This window comes from Streptomyces sp. NPDC059649, assembly GCF_042734445.1.
In the GTDB taxonomy this organism is placed as follows: domain Bacteria; phylum Actinomycetota; class Actinomycetes; order Streptomycetales; family Streptomycetaceae; genus Streptomyces.
Genome location: NZ_JBHWDV010000047.1, coordinates 7509 through 32228, shown reverse-complemented (window position 1 = coordinate 32228; position 24720 = coordinate 7509). Strand labels below are relative to the sequence as shown.

The window sequence follows — 24720 nt, the reverse complement described above, 5'->3', positions numbered from 1 at the left end:
CGGTTGTTTATGGCGATCCGTGTGTGGCAGTTGGTTTGTGGCGGTCGCTGCGGCATCCGGTGCCCTGGCTGAAGCTGTCTCTTTGATGGGCTGGCCAGTTGATCGGGTATGTCCGTCCGGTTAGTGATCACTGGTGCGACGTGGGACCGGAACGAGCCGCTTATGTCAGCCGATCCCGGTCTGCGGTCGGCGGTGTGCCAATCACTGCCACATCCTTGAAGTCACCGTGTGGAAGTACCGCACCTACTCGCCTTTGCAGGAATTTCCGGACGAGCTTGATGGTTCCAGACCGCTCACAAACGGCTGATCAGGTGTGCCTGCGACGGCACGTCGGAACGTATCCTGACCGCGATCCTGGCAGCGGCCGACGATGGCGACGATCGCCGCCTAAAAAGGAGCCCGCGCAGAGGCGGTATGCGCAGCAGGCTCCCGGGACTTGCTCCCGGGAGCCTGCTGTTCGAGGACGACCGTTGATGAGTCTTCTCAGCATTGTCGTCATGCTCGGGCCGGAGCATCGTGCTCCGGCGAGTTCAACGGCCGTCTGCTCTTCGGTGCACTCCTGGCCGAGGCCGGCGTGCTGTGGCGCCACGTCAGTTATGACGCCGATCAGCACTTCTTACGCCAGGTCGCAGGCCGTGTCTGCGTGGTCTGGCTTGACTCCGAGGTCCCACAGCTCCGCCCGACATGCGCTGTCGCCCTCCGGGCCCCCGGGGCTCGACCCGACGGCACATGCGCGCCTCGCTACCGGGCCGACCTTGTAGCCTTTGTCGCGCAGGTAACTCGTGCAATCTCCCGCAGACGCCGAGGCAGGCGTCGCGAGGGCCACCGGCAGAGCCGTCACGATCAGGGTCAGAGATGCGGCGGCAGCTGTACGACGCAGCGCTCCGCCTCGGTGTTTCGTGCGAATCTTTTCATGCATGGAACTTCCCCTCTCGTCATGCATGGAGCTTCCCAGTTGATTTCCGCTGGCGCGGTTTCCTCGTCGAGTTCGCGCCGGTCATGCGCGCACTCGGCAGCGTTGGCTGTATTGGCACTAGAATCCGAGAGAACTCGTCAGAACATGCCGCATCGGCGATATGGGTTCCGTGCATTCCAGCCAGAACTCTCGCGCCTCGCCGACATGCCAACGCGTGGACAATCAACGGTGATTGATCATACCAGCGTGCTCCCGGAGGGCGTTCTGTGAGCCTTGTGCGGTTCTCGTAGTGCTTGATGCCAGGTTGTTTCGGTTCTGAGGCTTGCGGTTCGCCGTCGCTGCGGTGTGCTGGTGGTCGTGGGTGAACACCCTCCGTACCCGGGTGACTTGTCGGACCAAGCCTGGGAGCTGATCCGGCCGGTCATCACCGCTTGGAAAGCCCGGCGCCGCTCCGGTGTGGCCGGTTGCGTCCGCGTGCTTCAGGCACCAGTCCTGGGCTGCATCGGGGGCGGCGGTATCAACACCGAATTCGGCGCAATTTATGCACTCGCCCATGTGCCCCAGATCCAGGGCCGGTTAGGCTTGCACGGTCCGTTCCAGGTACCGGTACCACCCCTCACGATGCACCCCCGGGGCGCTGCGGGACGTTGGCGCCCTCCATCTCCATTGTCGTGATCGACTTGGGTCCAGCGATTTCGAAGCGGTCGGGCAACCAGTCCGCGACACCGTCCGCCACAACCCCGCCCCGGTGAACGTTCCCGGTCACGGCACTAGGGGCGGTATCCGGGTCCTGTCAGGGTCGACCCTGATGTCCCGGCCGCCCGGCGCGTGTGACGATCGGGGACATGACCACCGCACCACCCCGCGCCGAGACGACCTACGCCACGGCGCCGGACCCCGACGAGCCGCCCGTGCGCAAGCTCTACCGCAGCGCCGACGGGCGGCTGCTCGGCGGCGTCGCGCGCGGACTCGCCGGGCACCTCGGCCTGCCGGTCTCCTGGGTGCGGATCGTCTTCGTGGCCCTCTTCATGGCCGACGGGATGGGCGCCCTGCTGTACGCCGCGTTCTGGTTCTTCGTCCCGCTGGGCGTCGGCGGCGTGGAGCGCCGGCAGCCCGCCCCCGGCGACGGCAGACGGCGGCTGCTGGCCCGCCGGCCCGACCGGGGGCAGGTCTTCGCGCTGATCGCCCTGTTGGCCGGCGCCGGCGTCGTCGCCTCCCGCTTCCAGCTCGGCCAGGCCGACGGCTATCTCTGGCCGGTGCTGCTGATCGGTGCCGGTGTCGCCCTGGTGTGGCGTCAGGCGGACAACTCCCGGCGTGCCCAGTGGCTGGAGCTCGGCCGCCGCAAGGGGCTGCTGCCGGTGCTGCGCGGTGCGGCCGGGGTGTTGCTGGTCTGCGTCGGCGTGACCGGCATCGTGGTGCTGCAGGGCTCGGTGCAGCACCTCGGCTCGGTGCTGCAGGCCGCGCTCGCCGTCCTCGTCGGCATAGCCCTGCTGGCCGGCCCGTATCTGGTGCGGATGGCCCAGGACCTCTCCGAGGAGCGGCTGATGCGGATCCGCGCCCAGGAGCGCGCCGAGGTCGCCGCCCACGTCCACGACTCCGTGCTGCACACCCTCACCCTGATCCAGCGCAACGCCGACGACCCCCGCGAGGTGGCGCGGCTGGCCCGGGCCCAGGAACGCGAACTGCGCGCCTGGCTCTACAAGCCCGAGGGCCGCGGCAAGGAGGAGGACGAGGAGCCGGCCACGCTCGCGGAGGCGGTGCGCAAGGCCGCCGCCGAGGTGGAGGACCACCACGGCGTCCCCATCGAGGTCGTGGTCGTCGGTGACTGCCCGCTCGACGAGGCACTGGGCGCCCAGATGCAGGCCGCGCGCGAGGCGATGGTCAACGCCGCCAAGTACGGCGGCGAGGGCGGCGCGGTCCAGGTGTTCGCCGAGGTGGAGGGCTCATCGGTCTTCGTCTCGGTGCGCGACCGGGGCCCGGGATTCGACCTGGACGCCGTCCCCGCCGACCGGATGGGCGTCCGCGAGTCGATCATCGGCCGGATGGAGCGCCACGGCGGCACCGCCCGGCTGCGCTCCGCCCCCGAAGGCGGCACGGTCGTCGAGCTGGAGATGGAGCGCACGGCGCAGGAGAGCGACATATGAACGGGCCGGCGGGACACGGGATGATGGCCGGGCAGACACCGAAGGACGGACGGAAGACATGAGCAGCGAGGGCGCACAGCAGGACGACAACGGCGGCGCGGAGGACGGCGACCGCACCGTACGGGTGGTGCTGGTCGACGACCACCGGATGTTCCGTACGGGCGTCCAGGCCGAGATCGGCCAGACCGAGCGGACCCGCGTCGAGGTGGTCGGCGAGGCCGCCGACGTCGACCAGGCGATCACGGTCATCACCGCCACCCGCCCCGAGGTCGTCCTCCTGGACGTCCACCTCCCCGGGGGCGGCGGCGCCGAGGTGCTGCGCCGCAGCGCCACGATGATGGCCGACCCCGAGCGCCCGGTGCGCTTCCTCGCCCTCTCCGTCTCCGACGCGGCCGAGGACGTCATCGGCGTCATCCGCGGCGGCGCCCGCGGCTACGTCACCAAGACGATCACCGGCACGGACCTGGTCAAGGCGATCTTCCGGGTGGCCGACGGCGATGCGGTCTTCTCCCCGCGGCTGGCCGGCTTCGTCCTGGACGCGTTCGCCTCGACGGACGCCCCGCCGATCGACGAGGACATGGACCGCCTCACCCAGCGCGAGCGCGAGGTGCTGCGGATGATCGCCCGCGGCTATGCGTACAAGGAGGTCGCCAAGCAGCTGTTCATCTCGGTGAAGACGGTCGAGTCGCATGTCTCGGCGGTGCTGCGCAAGCTCCAGCTGTCCAACCGCCACGAGCTGACCCGCTGGGCCGCGGCCCGCCGCCTGGTCTGACGGGCGGGACGGGGCGCGGGCGGCGCAGTAGCAGCGATACCGACGTCACACGGGCAACAGAGGGCACAAAGGAGGGCGCAAAGGAGGGCGTAAAGAAGGATCAAAGACGGGCAACCAGGACCACACGGATCGCCATCTAAGGGCGCGGAGAGGCTCACTGCCGAAGGCGGGGCCCGAACCATCCCACCCCACGTCCTTCGCGTATGCGTCCTGGAAGCGAGTTCCCGATGAGCCTGACGGGCACGCCCTTCTTCCTCACCTCGATCGCGCTGCTGATCATCGCCGTCGTGCTGCCGCTGGCCATCTGGAGCCGGATAGCCGGACCACCGCTGCTGCGCGGTCTCGCCCGGCTGCTGATGCTGCTGTTCGCCCAGATCACCGCCATCACCGTGGTGTTCGTGCTGGTCAACAACGCGAACAACCTCTACGACACCTGGGGCGACCTGCTCGGCACCGACAGTCATGTCGCGGCCGCGAAGGACCTCGGACCGGACGGCATGGGCGGCCGGCAGATCAAGAACCAGCCCAAGCAGATCCAGCAGTTCCGGCCGGCCGACGACCCGAAGGTGGGCCCCGGCGTCCAGATGACCAACCTCAAGGGCCGCATCTCGGGCGTGGTCGGCGAGGTGTACGTCTGGCTGCCGCCGCAGTACAACGACCCGGCTTTCCGGAACAAGAAGTTCCCCGTCGTCGAGCTACTGCCCGGCTACCCCGGGTCGGCGAAGGCATGGTTCGGCGCGCTGCACGTCGCCGAGCAGCTCGGCCCGATGATGCAGCGCGGCGAGATCAAGCCCACCATCCTGGTGGCGCCGCGCACCACCCTCCTGACCGGGGCCGACACCGGCTGCGTCAACGTCACCGGCAAGGTCAACGCGGACAGCTGGCTGACCGTCGACGTGCGCCAGATGATCGTCGACAACTTCCGGGCCGGCGACCGGCCGCACTCCTGGGCCCTGGCCGGCTACTCGGCCGGCGCCCACTGCGCGGCCAAGCTGGCCCTGGCCCACCCGGACCGCTACCGCGCCGCGGTCGCCATGTCGGGCTACAACGACCCGGCGCTGGAGCCCGATTCGCTCGCCGGCAAGGACCCCCAGCTGCGGGTCCGGTCGAACCCGCTGCACATCCTGAAGGCCGCCAACGCGGCCGGCCGTCCGCCGCGGACCGCCCTGTACGTGTCGGGCGCGGCCGGCGACGGCTTCCAGGCGGGCATCGGCCTCCAGCAGCTCGCCAAGCGTCCGACGACGGTCACCGTGCACCGGATAGCGGCCAACGCCGGCGGCCACACCACCTTGGTGTGGCGCAACCAGGTGCCGGAGATCTTCCGCTGGCTGGGCACCCAGCTGCGCGCCTGAGCCGGTGGGCTGCGGGGCCCGAATCGGCGGACTGCGGGGCCCGCGCCGGCGGACCGCGTGACCTGAGCCGGCGGACTGCGGGCCTGAGCCGACACCGGCTGCAGCCGACCATCCGGCTGCAGCAGACCGGCCGCCCGGACCCACACGCGGGCCCACACCGCGGACGCGCACGCGGACCCACACGTGGACCCACAACGCGGACCCACACGCGGCACGCCGGCCCCCGGCGGACGCCCACGCCGGCCCCGGCCCCGTCGCCCCTACGCCGGCCGCGCGGCCCCCGCGAAAGGCATCTGGTCGATCGGCGCGATCCGCACCGGCGCGCCCGGGTGCGGCGCGTGGATCATCTTGCCGTCCCCGATGTAGAGCCCCACATGGCTGACGGCCGTGTAGAAGAACACCAGGTCCCCGGGCGCCAGTTGGGCACGGTCGATGCGCGGGCCGGCGTTGATCTGGGTGTAGGTCGTGCGCGGCAGGGAGACCCCGCCCGCCCGCCACGCGGCCTGGGTCAGTCCCGAGCAGTCGTACGCGGAGGGTCCGGTCGCGCCCCAGACGTACGGCTTGCCGAGCGCGGCGTAGGCGAACGAAACCGCCCGGGCGGCCCGCGCGTTGGGCGCCGCTTGCGCCGAGGCGCCGGCCGCGGCCGCCGACCCGGTGGGGATCCCGCCGAGCAGACCGCCGTCGCGCCCGCCGCCCGCACGGTCCGCCCGGCCGCCGGCCGTCCCGGCCCGGGAACCGTCCGGTCCGGCCATCCGGCCCCGCTGTTCCGCCGTCAGCCGGTCCAGCAGCTGCTCGGCGGCGTCCAGTTTCCGCACGACGGTGACCCGGTGCTTCTTCAGCGCGGCCTCGTTCCGGGTGAGCCGTTCCGCGGTCTCCTCGGCCCGCTGCCGGACCTGCCGCACACTGCCGAGCCGGCGCGCGTAGCCGGCCACCGCGGTCGCCTGGTGGCTGCCCGTCCGCTGCAGGACCGCGGCGCCGTCCAGATAGCGCTGCGGATCGGCGGACAGCAGCAGCCGTACGGTCGGGTCCACGCCGCCGGAGCGGTACTGGGAGGCGGCCAGGGCGCCCAGCCCGGCCCGTGCGGCGTTCAGTTCCCCGGCCCTGCGGGCGGCCTCGTCCTGCAGCCTGCTCAGCTCCTCGCGTGCGGTCGCGGCGGTTTCCTTCGCGCCGTCGTACTTCTGTGTGGCCACCTCTGCCTCCTGGTACAGCTCGTCGACCCGGGCCTGGACCTGGGCGGGGGTGGGCCGGTCCGCCGCCTGGCCGGTGCCGTCGAAGGTGGTGGCGGTGGCGGCGCCGGCGAGGGCCAGGGTGGCGGCCGTACGGGCGGTGCGCGCGCTGCGCGAGCCGCCGGTGAGCGCGGCGAGCGGATGTCGCCTGGGCTTGCGGTGCGAGGCCACGGTGGCCGTCACTTCCTTCCCTTCGGGCCGGGGGCCCGGCGGCGGCCCGTGGGACGGAGCGGGCCGCCGCCGTATCTCCCGGCGGGGCGGCCGACGGGACGCCGGTGCGGAGTCCGGCGCGGCGGGAGTCGGCCGCCTGGAGGAGGACGCTAAGCCCGGGCGTCATGGAGGTGGGCTGGCTTGCGCGGCATTGTTCGGTTTCGACCGCTGCCGGAACGCGGGTGACCGGAGCGTCATCGCCCGTTCGCCGCGGCCGCTCCGCGCTGACCGAAGCGACGAATGGGGACACCCTGCCGGAAAGGGCGTGCTATGCGGCGGATACGATCCCGCCCCATGGACGTAGTCATCAATATCTTCGTCGGCCTGCACATCATCGGCATCGCCTCACTGCTGGGCGGGTTCCTGACGCAGATGAAGGCGATGGGTGCGGGCACCGCCCGGTTCGTTCCGGCCATGCTGCACGGCGCGCTGACGATGCTGGTCACCGGCATCGTGCTGGTCGGCCTGAACCAGGCGCAGGGCCACCCGGTCAACAACATCAAGATCGGCATCAAGATGGCCGTCCTGGTGGTGATCCTGGCGCTGGTCTACGTCAAGCGGGACGAGGAGCAGGTCGACAAGGCGCTGTTCGGCGCGGTCGGCGGCCTCACGGTGGCCAACATCTTCATCGCGGTCCTCTGGACCTGACCACGCCGGCCGCCGGACCCCGGGCTCGTACGGCCCGGGACCCGCAACGGCGCCCCACAAACCGCACACCGCGCGGTCGTCGCACTCCGGGATCCGGAGGCGAGGGCCGCGCGGTGGCGTGTGGGGGGTGACCGTGGGGGGTGGACCTGGGAGGAGCGGGGCCGGGCGTCAGCCCGGGCGGACGCTCCCGTAGATCGGCATGTAGTAGATCGACTCCTCCCGGACGTTGGCGCCCGGGTGCGGGGCGTGGATCATCTTGCCGCCGCCTATGTACATGCCGACGTGGCTGATGTCGTCGAAGAAGAAGACCAGGTCACCGGGTTGCAGGTCCTTGGTCGCCACCCGCTGGCCGACCTTGACCTGGTCCCAGGTGGTGCGCGGCAGGTCGACCCCGGCCGCCTTCCACGCCGCCTGGGTCAGCCCCGAGCAGTCGTAGGACGAGGGCCCGGTGGCGCCCCAGACGTACGGCTTGCCGATCTGGGCGCGGGCGAAGGCCAGGGCCTGCTGGGCCTTGGTGGACTGCGAGCCCCCGGTGGAGCCGCCGGTGTCCCCGCCGGTCTGGCCGCCGGTCGAGCCGCCGTCCTGCTGGCGCTGCCGCTCGCGCTCCTGCTGCTTGCGCGCCTCCTCCTCGGCCCGGCGCTTGGCCGCCGCCTCCTTCCGGCGCTCCAGTTCGGCCAGCCGCGCCTTCTCCTGGGCGGTCAGCCGGGACAGCAGCTGCCGGGCCTCGGCCAGCTTCTGCTGGACGGAGCGCTTGGACTCCTTCAGGGCGGCCTGCGAGCTCTGCAGGTGGTCCAGGCTGCGGCTGGCCTCGGCCCGCTGGCGGGCGGCCGCCGCGGCCTGCTGCTGGTAGTCGGCGACGGCCTGCTGCTGCCGCCCGGTCAGCCGCTCCATCAGGTGGCTGCGGTCGAAGAACTGCTGCGGGTTCTTGGCGAGCATCAGCTGCGCGGTCGGGTTCATGCCGCCGGTGCGGTACTGGGCCGAGGCGAACGTACCGAGCTCCCGCCGGGTCTCGTTCATCTTCTCGGCCCGCTTGGCCGCGGCGTTGAGCAGCCCGTCCACGGTCTCGCGCTGGTGATCGGCGCGCTCCTTGGCCGCGTTGTACTTCTGGGTGGCCACCTCGGCCTGCCGGTAGAGGCCGTCGACCTTCTGCTTGACCTCTTCGATGCTGGGCTTGGGGGCTCTGGGGGCGGCGTCCGCGGTCTGCGAGAGCAGGGTGACCGAGGCGAGCGCGGCGGTGGTGAGCCCGGCCGCCGTACGGCGGCTCCCGGGCGAGGTGAGAACGCTGGTGCGCGGCTTGCGATGGGACGCCAAGGCCGGCAACTCCTTCCGTGGACCGCCTACCGGGTTAGCTGTCGGGTTCGGGCGGTGTCGCTGACGGAAGGCCGTGCCCTACGGTCCGTACGTCCGCTTGCGGCGGTCGGACGGATCGATTCACCCCGGTGGTGCTGGTGGGTCCCCGGCTCCGGGTGACCCGTGCGTGACCGGAGGGACACATCGCGGGCAGGGCCGGACTCGGCGCGGGCGGCCCGTGCGAACGCTGTCGTCCGCGGGGAGGCGGGCTGCCTGAGCGAGGACGTTAGCCAACTCGTGTGGCTCCTGTGAAGGCTGATGTTCGATATGCCCGAAACCTTTTTGTGACCTGAGTGATGCCGTTCCGCTTCGGGAGGCGGCCGTTCCGTTTCCGGCGGTGCGCATAAGCCGCATTCGGCCGGGCGTCCGATGGCCACGACCGCCGGTGGATACCGCGCGTTCTCCGGCCGTCCCGGTCACTTGTCCACAGTCCGCGGCGCGCTGTCGGTGCGGCGGCCTAGACTCGGTGGGCGATGAGCAGCCTCTTTGACGACAGCTTCCTGGCGGACCTCGCCCACAAGGACGAGGGGCCCCCGCCGCCTCCCGAGGACGAGCACGAGCCGGTCCCCGAGGAGATCCCCGCCGACCTGTTCGGCGGGCGGTTCGACGCGCCCGCGCCCAGGGACGCGTACTACCGCGACGGCGCCGCCCGCCCGGCCATCGACCCCGCCGCGCTGCTCGAGGGGCTCAACGACCAGCAGAAGGCCGCCGTGGTGCACACCGGCGGCCCGCTGCTGATCGTCGCCGGCGCCGGCTCCGGCAAGACCCGGGTGCTCACCCACCGCATCGCGCATCTGCTCGCCGAGCGGCATGTCCACCCCGGCCAGATCCTCGCGATCACCTTCACCAACAAGGCCGCCGGCGAGATGAAGGAGCGCGTCGAGCAGCTGGTCGGCCCGCGCGCCAACGCCATGTGGGTGTCCACCTTCCACAGCGCCTGCGTGCGGATCCTGCGCCGCGAGTCCAAGAAGCTGGGCTTCACGTCCTCCTTCTCGATCTACGACGCCGCCGACTCCAAGCGCCTGATGTCCCTGGTCTGCCGCGATCTGGACCTCGACCCCAAGCGCTTCCCGCCCAAGTCCTTCAGCGCGAAGATCTCCAACCTCAAGAACGAGCTCATCGACGAGGAGACCTTCGCCGGGACGGCGGCCGACGGGTTCGAGAAGACGCTGGCCGAGGCGTACGCGATGTACCAGGCACGGCTGCGCGAGGCCAACGCCCTGGACTTCGACGACATCATCATGACCACGGTCAACCTCCTCCAGGCCTTCCCGGACGTCGCCGAGCACTACCGCCGCCGCTTCCGGCACGTGCTCGTGGACGAGTACCAGGACACCAACCACGCCCAGTACACCCTCGTCCGCGAGCTGGTCGGCACCGGCACCGCCGAGATCCCCGCCGCCGAGCTGTGCGTCGTCGGTGACGCCGACCAGTCGATCTACGCCTTCCGCGGCGCCACGATCCGCAACATCCTCCAGTTCGAGGAGGACTACCCGGACGCCACCACGATCCTGCTGGAGCAGAACTACCGCTCCTCGCAGACGATCCTGTCCGCCGCCAACGCCGTCATCGAGCGCAACGAGAACCGCCGCCCCAAGAACCTCTGGACCGACGCCGGCGCCGGCGCCAAGATCAACGGCTATGTCGCGGACACCGAGCACGACGAGGCGCAGTTCGTCGCCGACGAGATCGACCGGCTCACCGACGCCGGCGACGCCAAGGCCGGCGACGTCGCCATCTTCTACCGCACCAACGCCCAGTCCCGTGTCTTCGAGGAGATCCTCATCCGGGTCGGGCTGCCCTACAAGGTCGTCGGCGGAGTGCGCTTCTACGAGCGCAAGGAGGTCCGCGACGTCCTCGCGTACCTGCGCGTGCTCGCCAACCCCGAGGACAGCGTCCCGCTGCGCCGCATCCTGAACGTCCCCAAGCGCGGCATCGGCGAGCGCGCCGAGGCGATGATCGACGCCCTGTCGCTCCGCGAGAAGATCACCTTCCCGCAGGCCCTGCGCCGGGTCGACGAGGCCTACGGCATGGCGGCCCGCTCCGCCAACGCCGTCAAGCGCTTCAACGTCCTGATGGAGGAGCTGCGGACGATCGTGGAGTCCGGCGCCGGGCCCGCCACGATCCTGGAGGCCGTCCTGGAGCGCACCGGCTACCTCGCCGAACTCCAGGCGTCCACCGACCCGCAGGACGAGACCCGGATCGAGAACCTCCAGGAACTCGCCGCGGTCGCCCTGGAATTCGAGCAGGACCGTGGCGTCGGGGCGGAGACATCAGGGACCGCCGTCCCCGGCGGCACGCTCTCCGACTTCCTCGAACAGGTCGCGCTGGTCGCCGACTCCGACCAGATCCCCGACGAGGACGAGGAGGGCAGCGGCGTGGTCACCCTCATGACGCTGCACACCGCCAAGGGCCTGGAATTCCCCGTCGTCTTCCTGACCGGCATGGAGGACGGCGTCTTCCCGCACATGCGCGCGCTGGGCCAGGCCAAGGAGCTGGAGGAGGAGCGCCGGCTGGCGTACGTCGGCATCACCCGCGCCCGCGAGCGGCTGTACGTCACCCGCTCGACGATGCGCAGCGCCTGGGGCCAGCCCTCGTACAACCCGCCGTCGCGGTTCCTGGAGGAGATCCCGGACGACTACGTCGAGTGGAAGCGCACCGGGCCGGCGACGCCGTCCGCGTCGATGGGCGGACTGTCGTCCCGTGGCGGCAGCGGTGGCGGTGGCGGCTTCGGCGGGGGCATCGGCTCCTCGCTGTCCTCGTCCCGCGGCAACGGACCGAGCGGGTTCGCCACCCGCCGGACCAAGGACCGCCAGGTGGTCTCGCTGGCCGTCGGCGACCGCGTCACCCACGACAGCTTCGGGCTGGGCACGGTCGTCGCCGTCAAGGGCAGCGGGGACAACGCCGAGGCGACCATCGACTTCGGCGGCGAGAAGCCCAAGCGGCTGCTGCTGCGGTACGCGCCGGTGGAGAAGCTCTGACGGAGTTCCGGGCGCCGGCCGGTGGCCGGCGCTGCAGGAACGGTACGCCGGTGGTCAGTTGGGGTTGAGGCCGTGGCTGCGCAGCCACGGGATCGGGTCGACGGCCGCGCCGCCCCCGGGACGCACCTCGAAGTGCAGATGCGGACCGGTGGAGTTGCCGGAGTTGCCCGAATAGGCAATTTGGTCACCGGCCTTGACCGAGCCCGAGCGGATCTTGGTGCTGCTCAGATGGCAGTACCAGGTCTCCGTGCCGTCCGGCGCGGTCACGATCGCCATGTTGCCGTAGGCGGAGTTCCACTGGGTCCGGATGGTGCCGTCGGTGGCGGACATGACCGGGGTGCCGTAGCTGACCGGGAAGTCGATGCCGGTGTGGACGGACATCCAGTTCACGCCGGCCTGGCCGAAGAGCGCGCTGAGCCCGTGCTGGGTGACCGGCAGCACGAACTTCGGCCGCATCGCCTCCTTGCGGGCGGCCTCGTCGGCCTTGCGCTTGCGCTCCAGCGCCTGGCGTTCCTTGAGGTCGATCCGTTCCTGGGTGCGGCTGGCCCGGTCGCGGAAGTCGTCGGCGCCGGCGCTGAGTCCGGCGAGCTGGGTGTCGAGCTTCTTGTTGGCCGCGGTCCGCTGGACGCCGCCCGGGTCGGGCGCGGCGGCCTGGGTGCTGGTGTCGTCCTTGCCGTTGCCGCCGAGACCGGCGACGGACGCGGCGGCCACCCCGCACACGCCCATGGCGGCGACCGACGGTACGGCGACGGTCAGCAACGCCGAACGCTTCGCCGGGCGGCGCCGGCCGCGGCCGCGGACCGGCTTCCCGGCGGCGGGCCCGGCGACCCGCCGGGAAGCCGGGGCCGGAGGCACCGGCATTGCCTGGGTGGGCGCGTCGGCCACGGCGGCGGCGTCTTCGCCCGGGACCTCGTCGGTGGCGCCGGTGCCGGTGCCGTCCCGGTCGTCCCAGGTGGCGGAGTCGGCCGGGGGCGGGCCGGGCTGGGCGGGGATGCCGGCCATCAGCGGCTGGTCGGTGGTGGACCAGATCGCGGTGGCCTCGTAGCTCGCGGTGTCGAACTGGTCGGTGCCCCTCGCGTCGAGGCCGACGGCGTCGAAGGTGGCGGTCTCGAAGGCCGCCGTCTCGAAGGCCGCGGCCTCCTCGACCGCGGTGGCCTGCTGGCCGAGGGCGTCATAGCCGCCCGTCGTGCCGTACGTCCCCGTGGCCTCCGGCCCACCCACCGTCTCGTAGGCACCGGTCGTCTCGTAGGCACCGGTCGTCCCGTACGCCTCGTACGCGCCGACGGCGTAACTGCCGGTCTCGTAGCCGGTGGTGGGGTAGCTCCCGGTGTCGTACCCGCCGACGCCGTAGACCGTGGCGCCGTGGGCGTCGTAGCCGCTCGGGTCCTGCGCCGGGGTCTCGTACGCGGTGTGCGCGTAGGGGTCGTAGGTGCCGGTGTCCCACTGTCCGGTGGGGTAGCTGCCGGTGTCGTACGTGCCGGTGGCGTAGCCGTCGCCGGCCGTCGGGTAGGTGCCCGTGCCGTAGTCGCCGGCGCCGTAGCTGCCCGTGCCGTACGTGTTCATGTCGTAGGCGCCGGTGTCGTACGTCCCGCCCGTATAGCCGCCGGTGTCGTAACCGGCCGTGGCGTGGGCACCGGTGTCGTACGTGCCGGGGAGCGAGCCGAAGAGGGGGTCGCCGTCGCCGTATTCGGCACCACCGGCCGGGGAATACTGCTGCCCGTAGGACTCGTAGGCCGGATAGTGCGCATACGAGGCGTCGGAAGCGGAGCCGGTCGGAAGCGGGGCCTCCGATGGGTGACGGTCGTTCACCAACTTCTCTTTCGCCTCGGCAGCAGGAGAATTAGCGGCGACTGTACCCGGCGGTACACGACGGCGACAATCTTCCACCGGTTTTAGGCTCGCCGAGACCGGGCATTTGGCCGCCTTTCGGCAGAGCCCATGCGAGTTCTTGGCGCCCCGTTCGATCCCTGTTCGATCGCATGTCACGGTACGCAGCGGGCTCAGGCCACGGATATGGCTCCGCCGGCCCCCTCCTCGGCCGCCGGGTCCGCGGCGGCCAGTGCCTCGCGTATGCCGGCTGCGACGATGCCGTTCACCGGAAGGGCGAGATGTCCGACACCGGCGACATGGACGTTGTGGGCGAGCAAATCCGGGTGATCGATTCTGGCCGTGGTGGCCGGAATCATCACCTGATCCGCCTCGCTCCAGAAAGCGACATAGTGCGTCCGGCAATTCGGCGCCGGCAGTGACAACTCCGCTATCACCTCGGAATCGGGGCGCATCTGGCGGACGATCGGGTGCGCCGACATCAAAGGGGCGATGCGGGTGCCGGAGTGCGGGGTGCCGAGCGTGACGACCCTGCGGACCCGGGCGTCGCCGCCGAGCCGCTGGACGTAGTAACGCGCGATCAGGCCACCCAGGCTGTGCCCCACGATGTCCACCCGGCGGTGGCCGGTCCGTGCGCACACATCCGCCACATGCCGGCCCAGCAGCTCGGCCGCCTTCCGGACGTCGCAGGTCAGCGGGGAGTAGTTGAGCGCCTCGACATGGCACCAGCCGTGGCGGTGCAGCGAACGGCGCAGCAGCACGAAGACGGAACGGTTGTCGATGAAGCCGTGCAGCAGGAGGACCGGCGGGTGCGACCGGCCCTCGGTCGGGAGGAGTGGAGGGCGGTCCTCCGCCGGGCGGGACGGGCGTGGCACGGGGCGTTCCTGGGGGATGCCGGTGGGATAGAGGAGCAGATGCCCGGCGAGGACCGCCAGGTCGACGAGGGTGCTGCGAAGACAGGGCAGGGTCTGCATGACCGACCTCCCGAACGGCATACGGCAGGCGGCGCTGACCCCCGATGCCCTCGTGGGAAGCCATGAGCGGCGGCGCACGGGCGCACTCGCCCCGATGCGCGTGACGATCGATGATGCGGCGGCCCGGCCGCGGCTCCCCGGGCGCCCGGTCCGTGCGCACTCCGCCCGGCCCTGGCGGTACGGCGCACGGAACGCGGCGCGTAGCGAACGTGTCCCAGGTGTGATTTCCCCCTCGCCGGATGTCACGAAACGGCTGGATACTGGATGCTGGCGATAACGTTCGTTCACGTCGTGGCCGCCGGATCGCGGCCGCGCGCCCGATTGTCGGCTTTGCGGCACCACCGTGCCGTGCAGGGCTTGGAGGCAGTGATGAGTGTGGCTCGGCAGGACGGAGCGCAGGCGGAGACCCCTGGCGCGGCGGGCCGGTCGGGGCCGATCCGTGTCGTGGTGGCCAAGCCGGGGCTGGACGGGCACGACCGGGGCGCCAAGGTCATCGCCCGGGCGCTGCGCGACGCCGGTATGGAGGTCATCTACACCGGGCTGCACCAGACCCCGGAGCAGATCGTCGACACCGCGATCCAGGAGGACGCCGACGCGATCGGGCTGTCCATCCTCTCCGGCGCGCACAACACCCTCTTCGCGAAGGTCATCGCCCTGCTGGAGGAGCGCGACGCGGCGGACATCAAGGTCTTCGGCGGCGGCATCATCCCCGAGGCCGACATCCCCCCGCTGAAGGCCCAGGGCGTCGCCGAGATCTTCACTCCCGGCGCGACCACCGCCTCGATCGTGGAATGGGTCAACGCGAACGTGCGCTCGCTGGCGGTCTGAGGCCCCGGCGCCGACGGCGGTGATCATGGCGCGGACCCGTGGTCCGGGGCAGCGCTCGCGGCGGCCGTATCGGCATGGGCGGCCGTATCTGCATCGGTGGCAGCAGCGGTAGCGGGAGCCGCAGCGGCATCGGCCGTGGTCGGGCCGGTGCCGCCGGGCGTCTCCGCGTCCGGCGGCGGGGTGAGTTCGGCGCGCATCGTGGCGCGCAGCCGGAGCGTGCCGACCAGTCGCTGGAACGCCTCGGACCAGTAGCCGCCGGAGCCGGGCGAGGCGCCCTCGGGCTCGTCCGTGACCGCCGTGAGCATGGCGAGCCGGTCCGCCGCCGCCGGGTCCAGACAGCGCTCGGCCAGGCCCATCACCCCGCTGAAGCTCCACGGATAGCTGCCGGCGTCCCGGGCGATGTCCAGCGCGTCGACCACGGACCGGCCCAGCGGCTCGGCCCAGGGGACCGCGCACACCCCGAGCATCCGGAAGGCGTCCGACAGCCCGTGCGCGGCGATGAACTCCGCCACCCAGCCGGCCCGTTCCCCGTCCGGCAGGACGGTCAGCAGCTTCGTCAGGTCGCGTGAGGAGCCGGCCGGTGCGACCTCGCCGGTCCGGGACGGCGCACCGGGCACGCCCAGCAGGGCCCGCGCCCAGGCGGCGTCCCGCTGGTGTACGGCGGCCCGGCACCAGGCGTCGTGCAGCTCGGTCCGCCAGTGGTCCGCCACCGGGAGCGCGACGATCTCCTCAGGGCCGCGGCCGCCGAACCGCGCCTGCCATCCGCCGAGCGGGGTGGCCTCCACCAACTGGCCCAGCCACCAGGCCCGTTCGCCCCGCCCGGACGGTGGCTTGGGCACCACCCCGTCCCGCTGCATCCCGGCATCGCACTCCTGGGGCGGCTCGACCCGGACCACCGCCTCCGGGCCCGCCGCGGGATCCAGGGTGACGCAGGCGTGCGCCCGCTGCGCCATCCGGGCCGCGAGGGCCGAGCCGGGCAGCGCGGAGAGCAGCTCGGCGGCGGTGGCCCGGACCGTCCGGCTGCGGTCGGACAGCGACTGCTCCAGGAAGGGCTCGTCGCCCGCCGTGAGCCCCTCGCGCAGCGAGTCCAGGAACATCAGCCGGTCCTCGGCGCGCTCCGAGGACCAGGTCGTCAGCAGCAGTTCCCGGCCCGCCTCCGCATCGCGGCGGCGCACCGCCGTCAGCAGGGCCACCCGCTCCGCGAACAGCCCCTCCTCCCACCGCCGGGCGATCTCCTCGGGTGCCTCCCCCTCGGGCAGGACGGCCGCACCGCCGGTCCCGCGGAGCGCGAACTTCCAGGCGTCGTTGAGCCGCGCCAGCCACAGCGCCCGCGGCCCGGCCAGCGCCAGCGCGGACGGCCGCAGATCCGTACGGGCCCGGGCGGCGTCGAGCAGCGCCGGCAGCAGGGCCTCCGGGGCGCGGTAGCCGTACTCGCCGGCGGCGGCCAGCCATTGGGGCAGCAGCTCGGTCAGGTCGGGTGCCGCGCCGCGGCGGCTGCCGCCTCCCGTCCCGCCGCGGTCGGCGAGCAGCAGGGCGAGCCTGCGGCGCGCCGCGGGCGGCAGCGGCGGCCGCGGGTCGTCCGGGGCCGGGGCCGGCCGTTCACCGGCCGGGGCGGGGCGCAGCGCGGCGCGCCGCCGCACCGTGCTGATCGCGGCCGCGTCCAGCAGGGCCGCCGCGGCGCTCTGCCCGGGCCGTACGGTCACCGGCGGCAGCCGCCGCTCGGTGCCCAGCAGCGCCGCGCTCACCAGATCGGGCCAGGGAGCCGGGGCGGTCGTCGGGGGCGTCGGGTGTGTCTCAGGGCTGGTGGTGGTCGTCATGCCCGTCCTCCAGGCATCGGTGGTGGGTGGGATCCTCGGGAGCGCGCGCTCCGGCGCGGCCGGGAATCGGGGTCACAGGGACACCGGGGACGGGTCCCAGACGGTCAGCGGAAGGAAGCCGCGGTGGCCGCACTCCCCGAAGACCGTGATCGGCGCGCCGCCCGATATGGCGGCCAGTTGCCAGATGCCCGTACCGACCGGGCAGCGTGGGTCCAGCGGCAGCGCCGACTCCCCGTCCGCGTCGGCCAGTTGCCAGCCCCGGCCGTCGCGGCCCGGTATCGGGGTGACGTCGGCCAGCACCACCGGCCAGGAGTCCAGCCAGGGATCGTCGCGCAGCGCATCGCCGTACGCGGCCAGGGCGGCGTCGATACCGCAGCCCGGCGGCACCGGGCCCGGGACGGCCGGGGCGTACCGCTCGCCCAGGGTGGCGCGCAGCGGACGGGCGCCCGGGTAGTAGGCGAGGTCCGCATCGATGACCAGACCGGGCGGCAGCGCCAGCTCCAGGGGACGGTTGGCGCCGGCGAACGACAGATGCAGCGCCATCCGGCCGGTCCGCTCGCCGCGCAGGAAGATCCGGCGGGTGGTCAACCTGCCGTCGTCGCTGTCCTGCTGGGCCAGCACCAGCCAGCGGTCCCGGACCGGCGCCGCATCCGGGCCGGTCAGCAACTCCGCCGCGTCCGTGGTCAGCCCCACCCGGGCGCGGACCGTGGCCGCCAGCGGGGCCGGCAGCCGGTCGATGCCGAGGAAGCCCTGGTCGAGGAGGTGCAGCAGCGCGCACTCCTCCAGCAGCCGGGCCGGCCAGTCAGCACCGGACGCCACCACCGGGCCCAACTCCCGTACCCGGGAGGCGAGACCGGGTGCCTGGGCGTCGACCATCCGCGCGGCCGTCTCGTCCCACGAGCGTCCCCCCGCCACGTCACCCGGCGCGCCGCCACCGTCCCGGCCGGCCGTGGCGAGGCCGGACTGCAGCAGATCCGCCAGCCGCTGTTCCAGCTCCGTGGCGCCCGCGCCGATCCGCTGCATCCGGCGCTCCGCCCGGCGCCGGGCGGCCTCCGGGTCGGCGGGCGCGCGCGAGCCGGCGGCGCCGGACGGTCCGGCCGCCGGCTGCTCCGCGCGCTCCCGGCGCGCGGTCAGCCACTCGCCGGCCCACTGCGGCGGCTCGCCGGCCGCCACCGCGCCCTCGCCCCCGGCCCAGAGCAGCAGCAGTCCCAGCGCGTGCTTGCACGGGAACTTGCGGCTCGGGCAACTGCACTTGAACGCCAGCCCCTTGACGTCCACGACCGCCTGATACGGCTTCTTCCCGTTGCCCTTGCACAGCCCCCACACCGCGCTGCCGTCCGCGCCGGTCTCCGACCACGGGCCGGGCGCCGCGAGCTTGCCGCCCGCCTTGCGTGATGCCTCGTCAGGCGCCAGTGCCAGCACCTGATCCGTCGTCCAGCGTTCCCCCTGCGGATTCATGTCTCCGACGCTACGACGGCCCACTGACAATGCCCCTCCCGCACGGCGAACTCGCAGGTCAGGAAGGGATTTCGGGGCATTGTCAGTGGCGTGGTGCAGGCTGGATCCAGCAAGCGGCCGTGAGGGAATTTCCCGGGCGCCGGCCGCGGATTCTTGCGACGAGGGGGACCCATGTCCGAGCTCATCAACGACACGACGGACGACACGACCGGCGACACGCAGACGACGGCGGAGGGGGCCGGGGGCGGCCAGGCGCTGCGCCCGCACGCCGAGGACAGCTTCGCCGACGAACTCAAGGCCCTCGCCGCGGCCGACGACCGGCCTCGGCCGGCGCGCTGGCGGCTCTCACCATGGGCGGTCGCCACGTATCTGCTCGGCGGCACGCTCGCCGACGGCACGGTCATCACACCGAAATACGTCGGCCCGCGCCGGATCGTCGAGGTCGCCGTGACGACCCTCGCGACCGACCGCGCACTGCTCCTCCTCGGCGTGCCCGGCACCGCCAAGACCTGGGTGTCGGAGCATCTCGCGGCGGCGGTCAGCGGCGATTCCACCCTCCTCGTGCAGGGCACCGCCGGCACCCCGGAAGAGGCGATCCGCTACGGCTGGAACTACGCCCAGCTGCTGGCCCACGGCCCCAGCCGGGAGGCGCTGGTGCCCAGCCCGGTGATGCGCGCGATGGCCCAGGGCATGACGGCGCGGGTGGAGGAGCTCACCCGCATCCCCGCCGACGTCCAGGACACGCTCATCACGGTCCTGTCCGAGAAGACCCTGCCCATCCCCGAGCTGGGCCAGGAGGTGCAGGCCGTCCGCGGCTTCAACCTCATCGCCACGGCCAACGACCGCGACCGCGGGGTCAACGAACTCTCCAGCGCGCTGCGCCGCCGCTTCAACACCGTGGTCCTGCCGCTGCCCGCGACGCCGGACGACGAGGTGGACATCGTCTCCCGGCGGGTCGCCCAGATAGGGCGTTCGCTGGACCTGCCACCCGCACCGGAGGGCCTGGAGGAGATCCGCCGGGTCGTCACGGTCTTCCGTGAGCTGCGCAACGGCCTCACCGCCGACGGCCGGACGAAGCTCAAGTCCCCGTCCGGCACGCTCTCCACGGCCGAGGCCATCTCGGTGGTGACCAACGGCCTGGCGCTCGCCACCCACTTCGGCGACGGTGTGCTGCGAGCCGGCGACGTGGCCGCGGGCATCCTGGGCGCGGTGGTCCGCGATCCGGCCGCCGACCGGGTCGTCTGGCAGGAGTACCTCGAAACGGTCGTGCGCGAGCGCGACGGCTGGAAGGACTTCTACCGCGCCTGCCGTGAGGTGAGCGCATGAGCACGCACGACACGGCGGCCCCACCGGGCGACGGCCGCGGGAGGGCGCCGGGCGACGCAGGGCCGTTCCTCCTGGGGGTGCGGCACCACGGCCCCGGATCCGCGCGGGCGGTGCGGGCCGCCCTGGAGCGGTGCACACCCGCCGCGGTGCTGATCGAGGGCCCGCCGGAGGCCGACGACCTGGTACCGCTGGCCGCACGGGACGGCATGCGGCCCCCGGTCGCCCTGCTCGCCCATATGCAGGACGATCCCGGCCGGGCGGCGTTCTGGCCGCTGGCCGAGTTCTCCCCGGAGTGGGTGGCGATGCGCTGGGCGCTGCAACACGGCGTCCCCGTCCGGTTCATCGACCTGCCCGCGGCACACACCCTCGCGATGACGGACCAGCCGGACGACGAGGACGCACGGGGCGGAGGGCGCGACCTCTCGGGAGAGGACGGAGAGCGTCACCTCTTGGGAGAGAACGGAGAGCACCGCCTCTCGGGAGAGGACGGAGAGCGCCCCCTCTCGGGAGAGATCGGAGAGCACCCCCTCTCGGGAGAGGAGGACGCCGGGCGGGGCCGCGGGCAGGGGCCGGCCCACGGGGGAGAGGAGGACCGCGACCAGGACGGGGTGCGGGTCGATCCGATCCGGGTGCTCGCCGAGACCGCCGGATACGACGACCCCGAGCGCTGGTGGGAGGACGTGGTCGAGCACCGCGCCGGCACCGGTGCCGACCGCCCGGGAGGCCCCGGCGCGGACGCGCTGGCGCCGTTCGCGGCACTGGCCGAGGCGATGGGTGCGCTGCGCGAGACGTACGGTGACGGCGGGCATGACCGGGACCCGGTCCGCGAGGCCCATATGCGGCTCCAACTGCACTCCGCGCGACGGGAGTTCGGGGACGCGGTCGCCGTGGTGTGCGGGGCGTGGCACGTGCCGGCGCTGCGCCACCGCGCCACCGTGACCGCCGACCGCCGGCTGCTCAAGGGTCTGCCCAAGGTGAAGACCGCGGTGACCTGGGTGCCCTGGACGCACCGGCGGCTGGCGCGGCGCAGCGGCTACGGCGCCGGCATCGCCTCGCCCGGCTGGTACGGCCACCTCTTCAGCGCCCCCGACCGCCCCGTCGAACGCTGGCTGACCAAGGTCGCCCGACTGCTCCGCGAGGAGGACTACGCGGTCTCGTCCGCACACGTCATCGAGGCGGTGCGGCTCGCGGAGGGACTCGCCACGGTGCGCGGCCGGCCGCTCGCCGGGCTGACCGAACTGGACGACGCGGTCCGCGCCGTGATGGGCGACGGCTCCGACGCACCCTCCGCGCTGATCCACGACCGGCTGGTGGTCGGCGAGGTCCTGGGAGAGGTCCCGGAGGACGCTCCCGCGGTACCCCTCCAGCGGGACCTGGCCCGCAGCCAGCGGGCCCTGCGGCTCAAACCGGAGGCGCTGGAACGGGAGTTGGAGCTGGACCTGCGCAAGGAGACCGACGGCGGTCGCAGCCGGCTGCTGCACCGGCTGCGGCTGCTCGACATCCCCTGGGGCGAGCCGGTCCGCTCCCGGGGCAGCACCGGCACCTTCCGGGAGACCTGGCGGCTGCGCTGGGAACCGGAGCTGGCCGTACGGGTCGCCGAGGCCGGCATCTGGGGCACGACCGTGCTCGCCGCCGCCACCGCCAAGGCCGCCTCCGAGGCGTCCGGAGCGGCCGCGCTCGCCGAGGTGACCGCGCTCGCCGAACGCTGTCTGCTCGCCGGACTTCCGGACGCCCTGCCGGTGGTGATGCGGGCGCTGTCGGACCGTGCGGCGCTCGACGCGGACGTGGGCCATCTCGCCCAGGCGCTGCCCGCCCTGGTCCGGTCGGTGCGCTACGGCGATGTGCGCGGCACGGACGCCGGGGCGCTCCGCGAGGTCGCCCTCGGTCTGGCCGAGCGGGTCTTCGTCGGCCTGCCACCGGCCTGCCTCGGCCTGGACGCCGACGGCGCCGCGGAGATGCGCGGCCACCTCGACGCCACACACCGAGCCGTCACCCTGCTCGCCCAGCCGTCCGACACGCCGGAGTCGAGCTCCGCGCCTTCGCAGCACTCCACGTTTGAGCTGAGTTCCGCGCCTGGGCAGCACTCCACGTCTGAGGCGGATCCCGCGCCCGAATCGCACCGCACGTCTGGGCCGGGCTCCGCGTCTGGGCCGGATTCCGCGCCCGAATCGCACTCCACGTCTGAGCCGGGCTCCACGTCTGGGCCGAGCTCCACGTCTGGGGCGGGCTCCGCTTCTGGGCCGGGCTCCGCGCCTGAGCCGCACGCCATGTCTGAGCCGCACGCCACGTCTGAGCCGAGATCCGCGCCCGAGTCGTACTCCGTGCCGGAGTCGCGAGCGCGAACGGAACCCCCGCGCCGGGAGGGCCCTGGTCTGCGGGCCCGCTGGGCCGGGGTGTTGCGGGCGGTCAGCGGCCGGGAGACGGTTCCCGGGCTGATCCGCGGGCGGGCGGCCCGACTCCTGCTGGACGACGGCGAGTTGGACCCCAACGGCGCCGAGCGGCTGATGGGGCTCGCCCTCTCGCCCGGCACTCCGCCCACCGATGCCGCCGCCTGGATCGAAGGGTTCCTGGGAAGCGGGGCGGGCGGCGACGGCGGCATGCTGCTGGTCCACGACGAACGGCTGCTCGCCCTGGTCGACCGCTGGCTGACCGGCGTCCCGGACGCCGCGTTCACGGACGTACTGCCGCTGCTGCGCCGGACGTTCGCGGAGTACGAGTCCGGGGTGCGGCGCACGCTCGGCGAACTGATCCGCCGCGGCCCCGCGGCACCCACGTCCGGCTCCGCCGACCCCACCGGCGACGCCGTGGCCGCGGCCGTGCCCGGTTTCGGCCCCGGCCTGGACCGCGACCGTGCCGCCGCCGTCCTGCCCACCCTCCGCCTGCTCCTCGGCATCGAACAGTACGGCTTCGAGGAGGAGCGCTCCGGCACGCAGGCCGCCGTCAACGACCCGAACAAGCTGAAGGGACTGAGCGCCCCGGAGGAGTCGAGCGACCTGAACGACCCGAATGGCCTCAACGACCTTATGGGAGCCATGAGTTGAACACCCCGCTTACCGGCCCGCAGGCCGGCACGACGGCAGCCCCCACCCCGGCAACAACCGCTGCCTCACGTCCCGCTCCCGCCTCCGTCCCAGCCCCGGTCGCCGTGCCCGGCCCCGCCCCCGATGCCCCGGTAGCCGCCTCCGCCTCCGCCCCCGTCCCCGCTCCCGAAGTCGACGCCGAACGCCTCCGTCGTTGGCGGCTGGTGCTCGGTGGCGGTGGGGCGGACGGTACGGGACATGAGCTGCACGGGCGGGATGCCGCGATGGACGGGGCGCTGGCCTCGCTCTACGGGCGTCAGAAGGAGCCCGGCGGCCGGGCCGCGGACGGCGGCCGGCGCACGGCCGGGCTCGGGGCCTCGGCGCCCGGAGTGGCGCGCTGGCTCGGCGACATCCGGACGTACTTCCCGTCCTCCGTGGTGCAGGTGATGCAGCGGGACGCCATCGACCGGCTGGGGCTGTCCGCACTCCTCCTGGAGCCGGAGATGCTGGAGGCGGTCGAGGCGGACGTCCATCTGGTGGGCACCCTGCTCTCGCTCAACAAGGTCATGCCGGAGACGACCAGGGAGACCGCACGGGCCGTCGTCCGCAAGGTCGTCGAGCAGCTGGAGAAGAAGCTCGCGACCCGCACCCGCGCCACGCTCACCGGCGCGTTGGACCGCTCCGCCCGGATCGCCCGCCCGCGCCACCGCGACATCGACTGGGACCGCACGATCCGCGCCAACCTCAAGAACTACATCCCCGAGTACCGCACGGTCGTCCCCGAGCGGCTGATCGGCTACGGCCGGGCCGCGCAGTCCGTGAAGAAGGACGTGGTGCTCTGCATCGACCAGTCCGGTTCGATGGCCGCCTCGGTCGTCTACGCCTCGGTGTTCGGGGCGGTGCTGGCCTCGATGCGGGCCCTGGACACCCGGCTGGTCGTCTTCGACACCGCGGTGGTGGACCTGACGGACCAGCTGGACGACCCGGTCGACGTCCTCTTCGGCACCCAGCTCGGCGGCGGCACGGACATCAACCGCGCGCTCGCCTACTGCCAGTCCCGCATCACCCGCCCCGCCGAGACCGTCGTCGTGCTCATCAGTGACCTCTACGAGGGCGGCATCCGGGACGAGATGCTGAAGCGGGTCGCCGCGATGAAGGCGTCCGGGGTGCAGTTCGTGACGCTGCTCGCGCTGTCCGACGAGGGCGCGCCGGCCTACGACCGGGAGCACGCCGCGGCCCTCGCGGCCCTGGGCGCCCCGGCGTTCGCCTGTACGCCTGATCGGTTTCCGGACGTGATGGCGGCTGCTTTGGAGAAACGGCCGCTGCCCATACCGGACATGACGGAGCAACGGTGACAGGCACGCCGGAAGGAGTTGCCGGGCACCTGCCCATTCATGCAAGGATCAGGACATCGCTTGATCGCTCGCGATGTGTGTGACACCGAGGCGTTATGCCCGAGTGTCCCCTCCCTCCAGCTACCGCTGGGCGGTACCTCCGGCCCGGCATCCGTAGGGGAAGGCCCTTCCTTGTCTGCTGTGTTCGCTCTGCCCGGAACCGTGCGCAGGTCGCGCACGGTGGCCGTGCGGCACGCGCTGCTGGCGGGGCTGTTCCTGGTGGGCTTCGCCGTTCTCGGCTTCGCCTTCGGTCCCGGCGCCCAAGCCGACGGCCGGGCGGACTCGCCGGCCGATCGCGCGGGCTCGCCGGCGCCGTCCGGGGCCACGTCCCCGGCGCAGGCACCGGCCGCCGGTGAGCGGACCCCAGCGGACCGGACGGCCACGGACCGGACGGCCACGGACCGGACGGCCACGGACCGGACGGCCACGGACCGGACGGCCACGGACCGGACGGCCACGGACCGGACGGCCACGGAC

The 24720-nt window shown here is 72.8% G+C and carries 15 protein-coding genes, 2 pseudogenes and 1 riboswitch; of the genes and pseudogenes, 11 read left to right on the top strand and 6 right to left on the bottom strand.

Annotated elements, in window-relative coordinates; genetic code table 11:
* Nucleotides 1–108: 108 nt before the first annotated feature.
* From ACFV1J_RS32780 to ACFV1J_RS32765, 4 genes and pseudogenes are all read left to right on the top strand, one after another.
* Nucleotides 109–381: pseudogene (locus tag ACFV1J_RS32780) on the top strand (IS5/IS1182 family transposase); the annotation flags it as partial.
* A 1380-nt stretch (nucleotides 382–1761) separates the two neighbouring features.
* Nucleotides 1762–3060, top strand: a complete 1299-nt coding sequence (locus ACFV1J_RS32775; protein WP_385864243.1) for a PspC domain-containing protein — start codon at nucleotides 1762–1764, stop codon at nucleotides 3058–3060.
* Between the two features lie 58 nt (nucleotides 3061–3118).
* Complete coding sequence (locus ACFV1J_RS32770) at nucleotides 3119–3832, top strand: LuxR C-terminal-related transcriptional regulator (RefSeq protein WP_385864241.1); 714 nt, start codon at nucleotides 3119–3121, stop codon at nucleotides 3830–3832.
* A gap of 227 nt (nucleotides 3833–4059) precedes the next feature.
* Complete coding sequence (locus ACFV1J_RS32765) at nucleotides 4060–5184, top strand: alpha/beta hydrolase (protein ID WP_385864240.1); 1125 nt, start codon at nucleotides 4060–4062, stop codon at nucleotides 5182–5184.
* A 260-nt stretch (nucleotides 5185–5444) separates the two neighbouring features.
* Here ACFV1J_RS32765 and ACFV1J_RS32760 read toward each other — a convergent pair whose 3' ends face one another.
* Nucleotides 5445–6593 carry an NlpC/P60 family protein gene (locus ACFV1J_RS32760; RefSeq protein ID WP_385864238.1) on the bottom strand — a complete coding sequence of 383 codons (1149 nt, stop codon included), beginning with the start codon at nucleotides 6591–6593 and terminating at the stop codon, nucleotides 5445–5447.
* A 321-nt stretch (nucleotides 6594–6914) separates the two neighbouring features.
* Here ACFV1J_RS32760 and ACFV1J_RS32755 point away from each other — a divergent pair, with 321 nt between their 5' ends.
* Complete coding sequence (locus tag ACFV1J_RS32755; RefSeq protein ID WP_385864236.1) at nucleotides 6915–7268, top strand: hypothetical protein; 354 nt, start codon at nucleotides 6915–6917, stop codon at nucleotides 7266–7268.
* Between the two features lie 168 nt (nucleotides 7269–7436).
* On the opposite strand, the gene ACFV1J_RS32750 is transcribed toward ACFV1J_RS32755, so the two are convergent.
* Entirely contained in the window at nucleotides 7437–8579 is a 1143-nt protein-coding gene (locus tag ACFV1J_RS32750) for an NlpC/P60 family protein (protein ID WP_385864234.1), read from the bottom strand.
* A 7-nt stretch (nucleotides 8580–8586) separates the two neighbouring features.
* Nucleotides 8587–8756: riboswitch (cyclic di-AMP (ydaO/yuaA leader) on the bottom strand.
* 335 nt (nucleotides 8757–9091) lie between these two features.
* Here ACFV1J_RS32750 and pcrA point away from each other — a divergent pair.
* On the top strand, nucleotides 9092–11599 hold the full coding sequence (pcrA, locus tag ACFV1J_RS32745) for a DNA helicase PcrA (protein ID WP_385864232.1): 2508 nt from the start codon (nucleotides 9092–9094) through the stop codon (nucleotides 11597–11599).
* Nucleotides 11600–11653: 54 nt separating this feature from the next.
* Here pcrA and ACFV1J_RS32740 read toward each other — a convergent pair whose 3' ends face one another.
* Both ACFV1J_RS32740 and ACFV1J_RS32735 read right to left on the bottom strand, forming a co-directional pair.
* Nucleotides 11654–13408, bottom strand: a complete 1755-nt coding sequence (locus ACFV1J_RS32740) for a peptidoglycan DD-metalloendopeptidase family protein (protein ID WP_385864230.1) — start codon at nucleotides 13406–13408, stop codon at nucleotides 11654–11656.
* Between the two features lie 191 nt (nucleotides 13409–13599).
* Entirely contained in the window at nucleotides 13600–14400 is an 801-nt protein-coding gene (locus tag ACFV1J_RS32735) for an esterase/lipase family protein (RefSeq protein WP_385864228.1), read from the bottom strand.
* A 369-nt stretch (nucleotides 14401–14769) separates the two neighbouring features.
* On the opposite strand from ACFV1J_RS32735, the gene ACFV1J_RS32730 reads away from it, so the two are divergent.
* A complete protein-coding gene (locus tag ACFV1J_RS32730; protein WP_385864226.1) occupies nucleotides 14770–15228 on the top strand; it encodes a cobalamin B12-binding domain-containing protein in 459 nt (152 codons plus the stop codon).
* Nucleotides 15229–15251: 23 nt separating this feature from the next.
* Here the strand turns inward: ACFV1J_RS32730 and ACFV1J_RS32725 are convergent, their stop codons facing one another.
* On the bottom strand, nucleotides 15252–17045 hold the full coding sequence (locus ACFV1J_RS32725; protein ID WP_385864224.1) for a DUF5691 domain-containing protein: 1794 nt from the start codon (nucleotides 17043–17045) through the stop codon (nucleotides 15252–15254).
* 72 nt (nucleotides 17046–17117) lie between these two features.
* Nucleotides 17118–18503 carry an SWIM zinc finger family protein gene (locus tag ACFV1J_RS32720; RefSeq protein ID WP_385864222.1) on the bottom strand — a complete coding sequence of 462 codons (1386 nt, stop codon included), beginning with the start codon at nucleotides 18501–18503 and terminating at the stop codon, nucleotides 17118–17120.
* 171 nt (nucleotides 18504–18674) lie between these two features.
* Here ACFV1J_RS32720 and ACFV1J_RS32715 point away from each other — a divergent pair, with 171 nt between their 5' ends.
* From ACFV1J_RS32715 to ACFV1J_RS32700, 4 genes and pseudogenes are all read left to right on the top strand, one after another.
* Nucleotides 18675–19829, top strand: a complete 1155-nt coding sequence (locus ACFV1J_RS32715; protein WP_385864219.1) for an AAA family ATPase — start codon at nucleotides 18675–18677, stop codon at nucleotides 19827–19829.
* Nucleotides 19826–22870, top strand: coding sequence for a DUF5682 family protein (locus ACFV1J_RS32710; protein ID WP_385864216.1), 3045 nt, complete (start codon nucleotides 19826–19828; stop codon nucleotides 22868–22870). Before ACFV1J_RS32715 ends, ACFV1J_RS32710 begins: the two co-directional genes overlap by 4 nt.
* A gap of 200 nt (nucleotides 22871–23070) precedes the next feature.
* Entirely contained in the window at nucleotides 23071–24204 is a 1134-nt protein-coding gene (locus tag ACFV1J_RS32705) for a VWA domain-containing protein (RefSeq protein WP_385864282.1), read from the top strand.
* Nucleotides 24205–24423: 219 nt separating this feature from the next.
* A pseudogene (locus tag ACFV1J_RS32700) lies at nucleotides 24424–24720 on the top strand (hypothetical protein); the annotation flags it as partial.

Coding starts and splice junctions, on each gene's coding strand:
- ACFV1J_RS32755 (WP_385864236.1), top strand. CDS start 6,915: ATGGACGTAGTCATCAATATCTTCGTCGGCCTGCACATCATCGGCATC.
- pcrA (WP_385864232.1), top strand. CDS start 9,092: ATGAGCAGCCTCTTTGACGACAGCTTCCTGGCGGACCTCGCCCACAAG.
- ACFV1J_RS32710 (WP_385864216.1), top strand. CDS start 19,826: ATGAGCACGCACGACACGGCGGCCCCACCGGGCGACGGCCGCGGGAGG.
- ACFV1J_RS32770 (WP_385864241.1), top strand. CDS start 3,119: ATGAGCAGCGAGGGCGCACAGCAGGACGACAACGGCGGCGCGGAGGAC.
- ACFV1J_RS32725 (WP_385864224.1), bottom strand. CDS start 17,045: ATGACGACCACCACCAGCCCTGAGACACACCCGACGCCCCCGACGACC.
- ACFV1J_RS32765 (WP_385864240.1), top strand. CDS start 4,060: ATGAGCCTGACGGGCACGCCCTTCTTCCTCACCTCGATCGCGCTGCTG.
- ACFV1J_RS32715 (WP_385864219.1), top strand. CDS start 18,675: ATGTCCGAGCTCATCAACGACACGACGGACGACACGACCGGCGACACG.
- ACFV1J_RS32735 (WP_385864228.1), bottom strand. CDS start 14,400: ATGCAGACCCTGCCCTGTCTTCGCAGCACCCTCGTCGACCTGGCGGTC.
- ACFV1J_RS32720 (WP_385864222.1), bottom strand. CDS start 18,503: ATGAATCCGCAGGGGGAACGCTGGACGACGGATCAGGTGCTGGCACTG.
- ACFV1J_RS32775 (WP_385864243.1), top strand. CDS start 1,762: ATGACCACCGCACCACCCCGCGCCGAGACGACCTACGCCACGGCGCCG.
- ACFV1J_RS32730 (WP_385864226.1), top strand. CDS start 14,770: ATGAGTGTGGCTCGGCAGGACGGAGCGCAGGCGGAGACCCCTGGCGCG.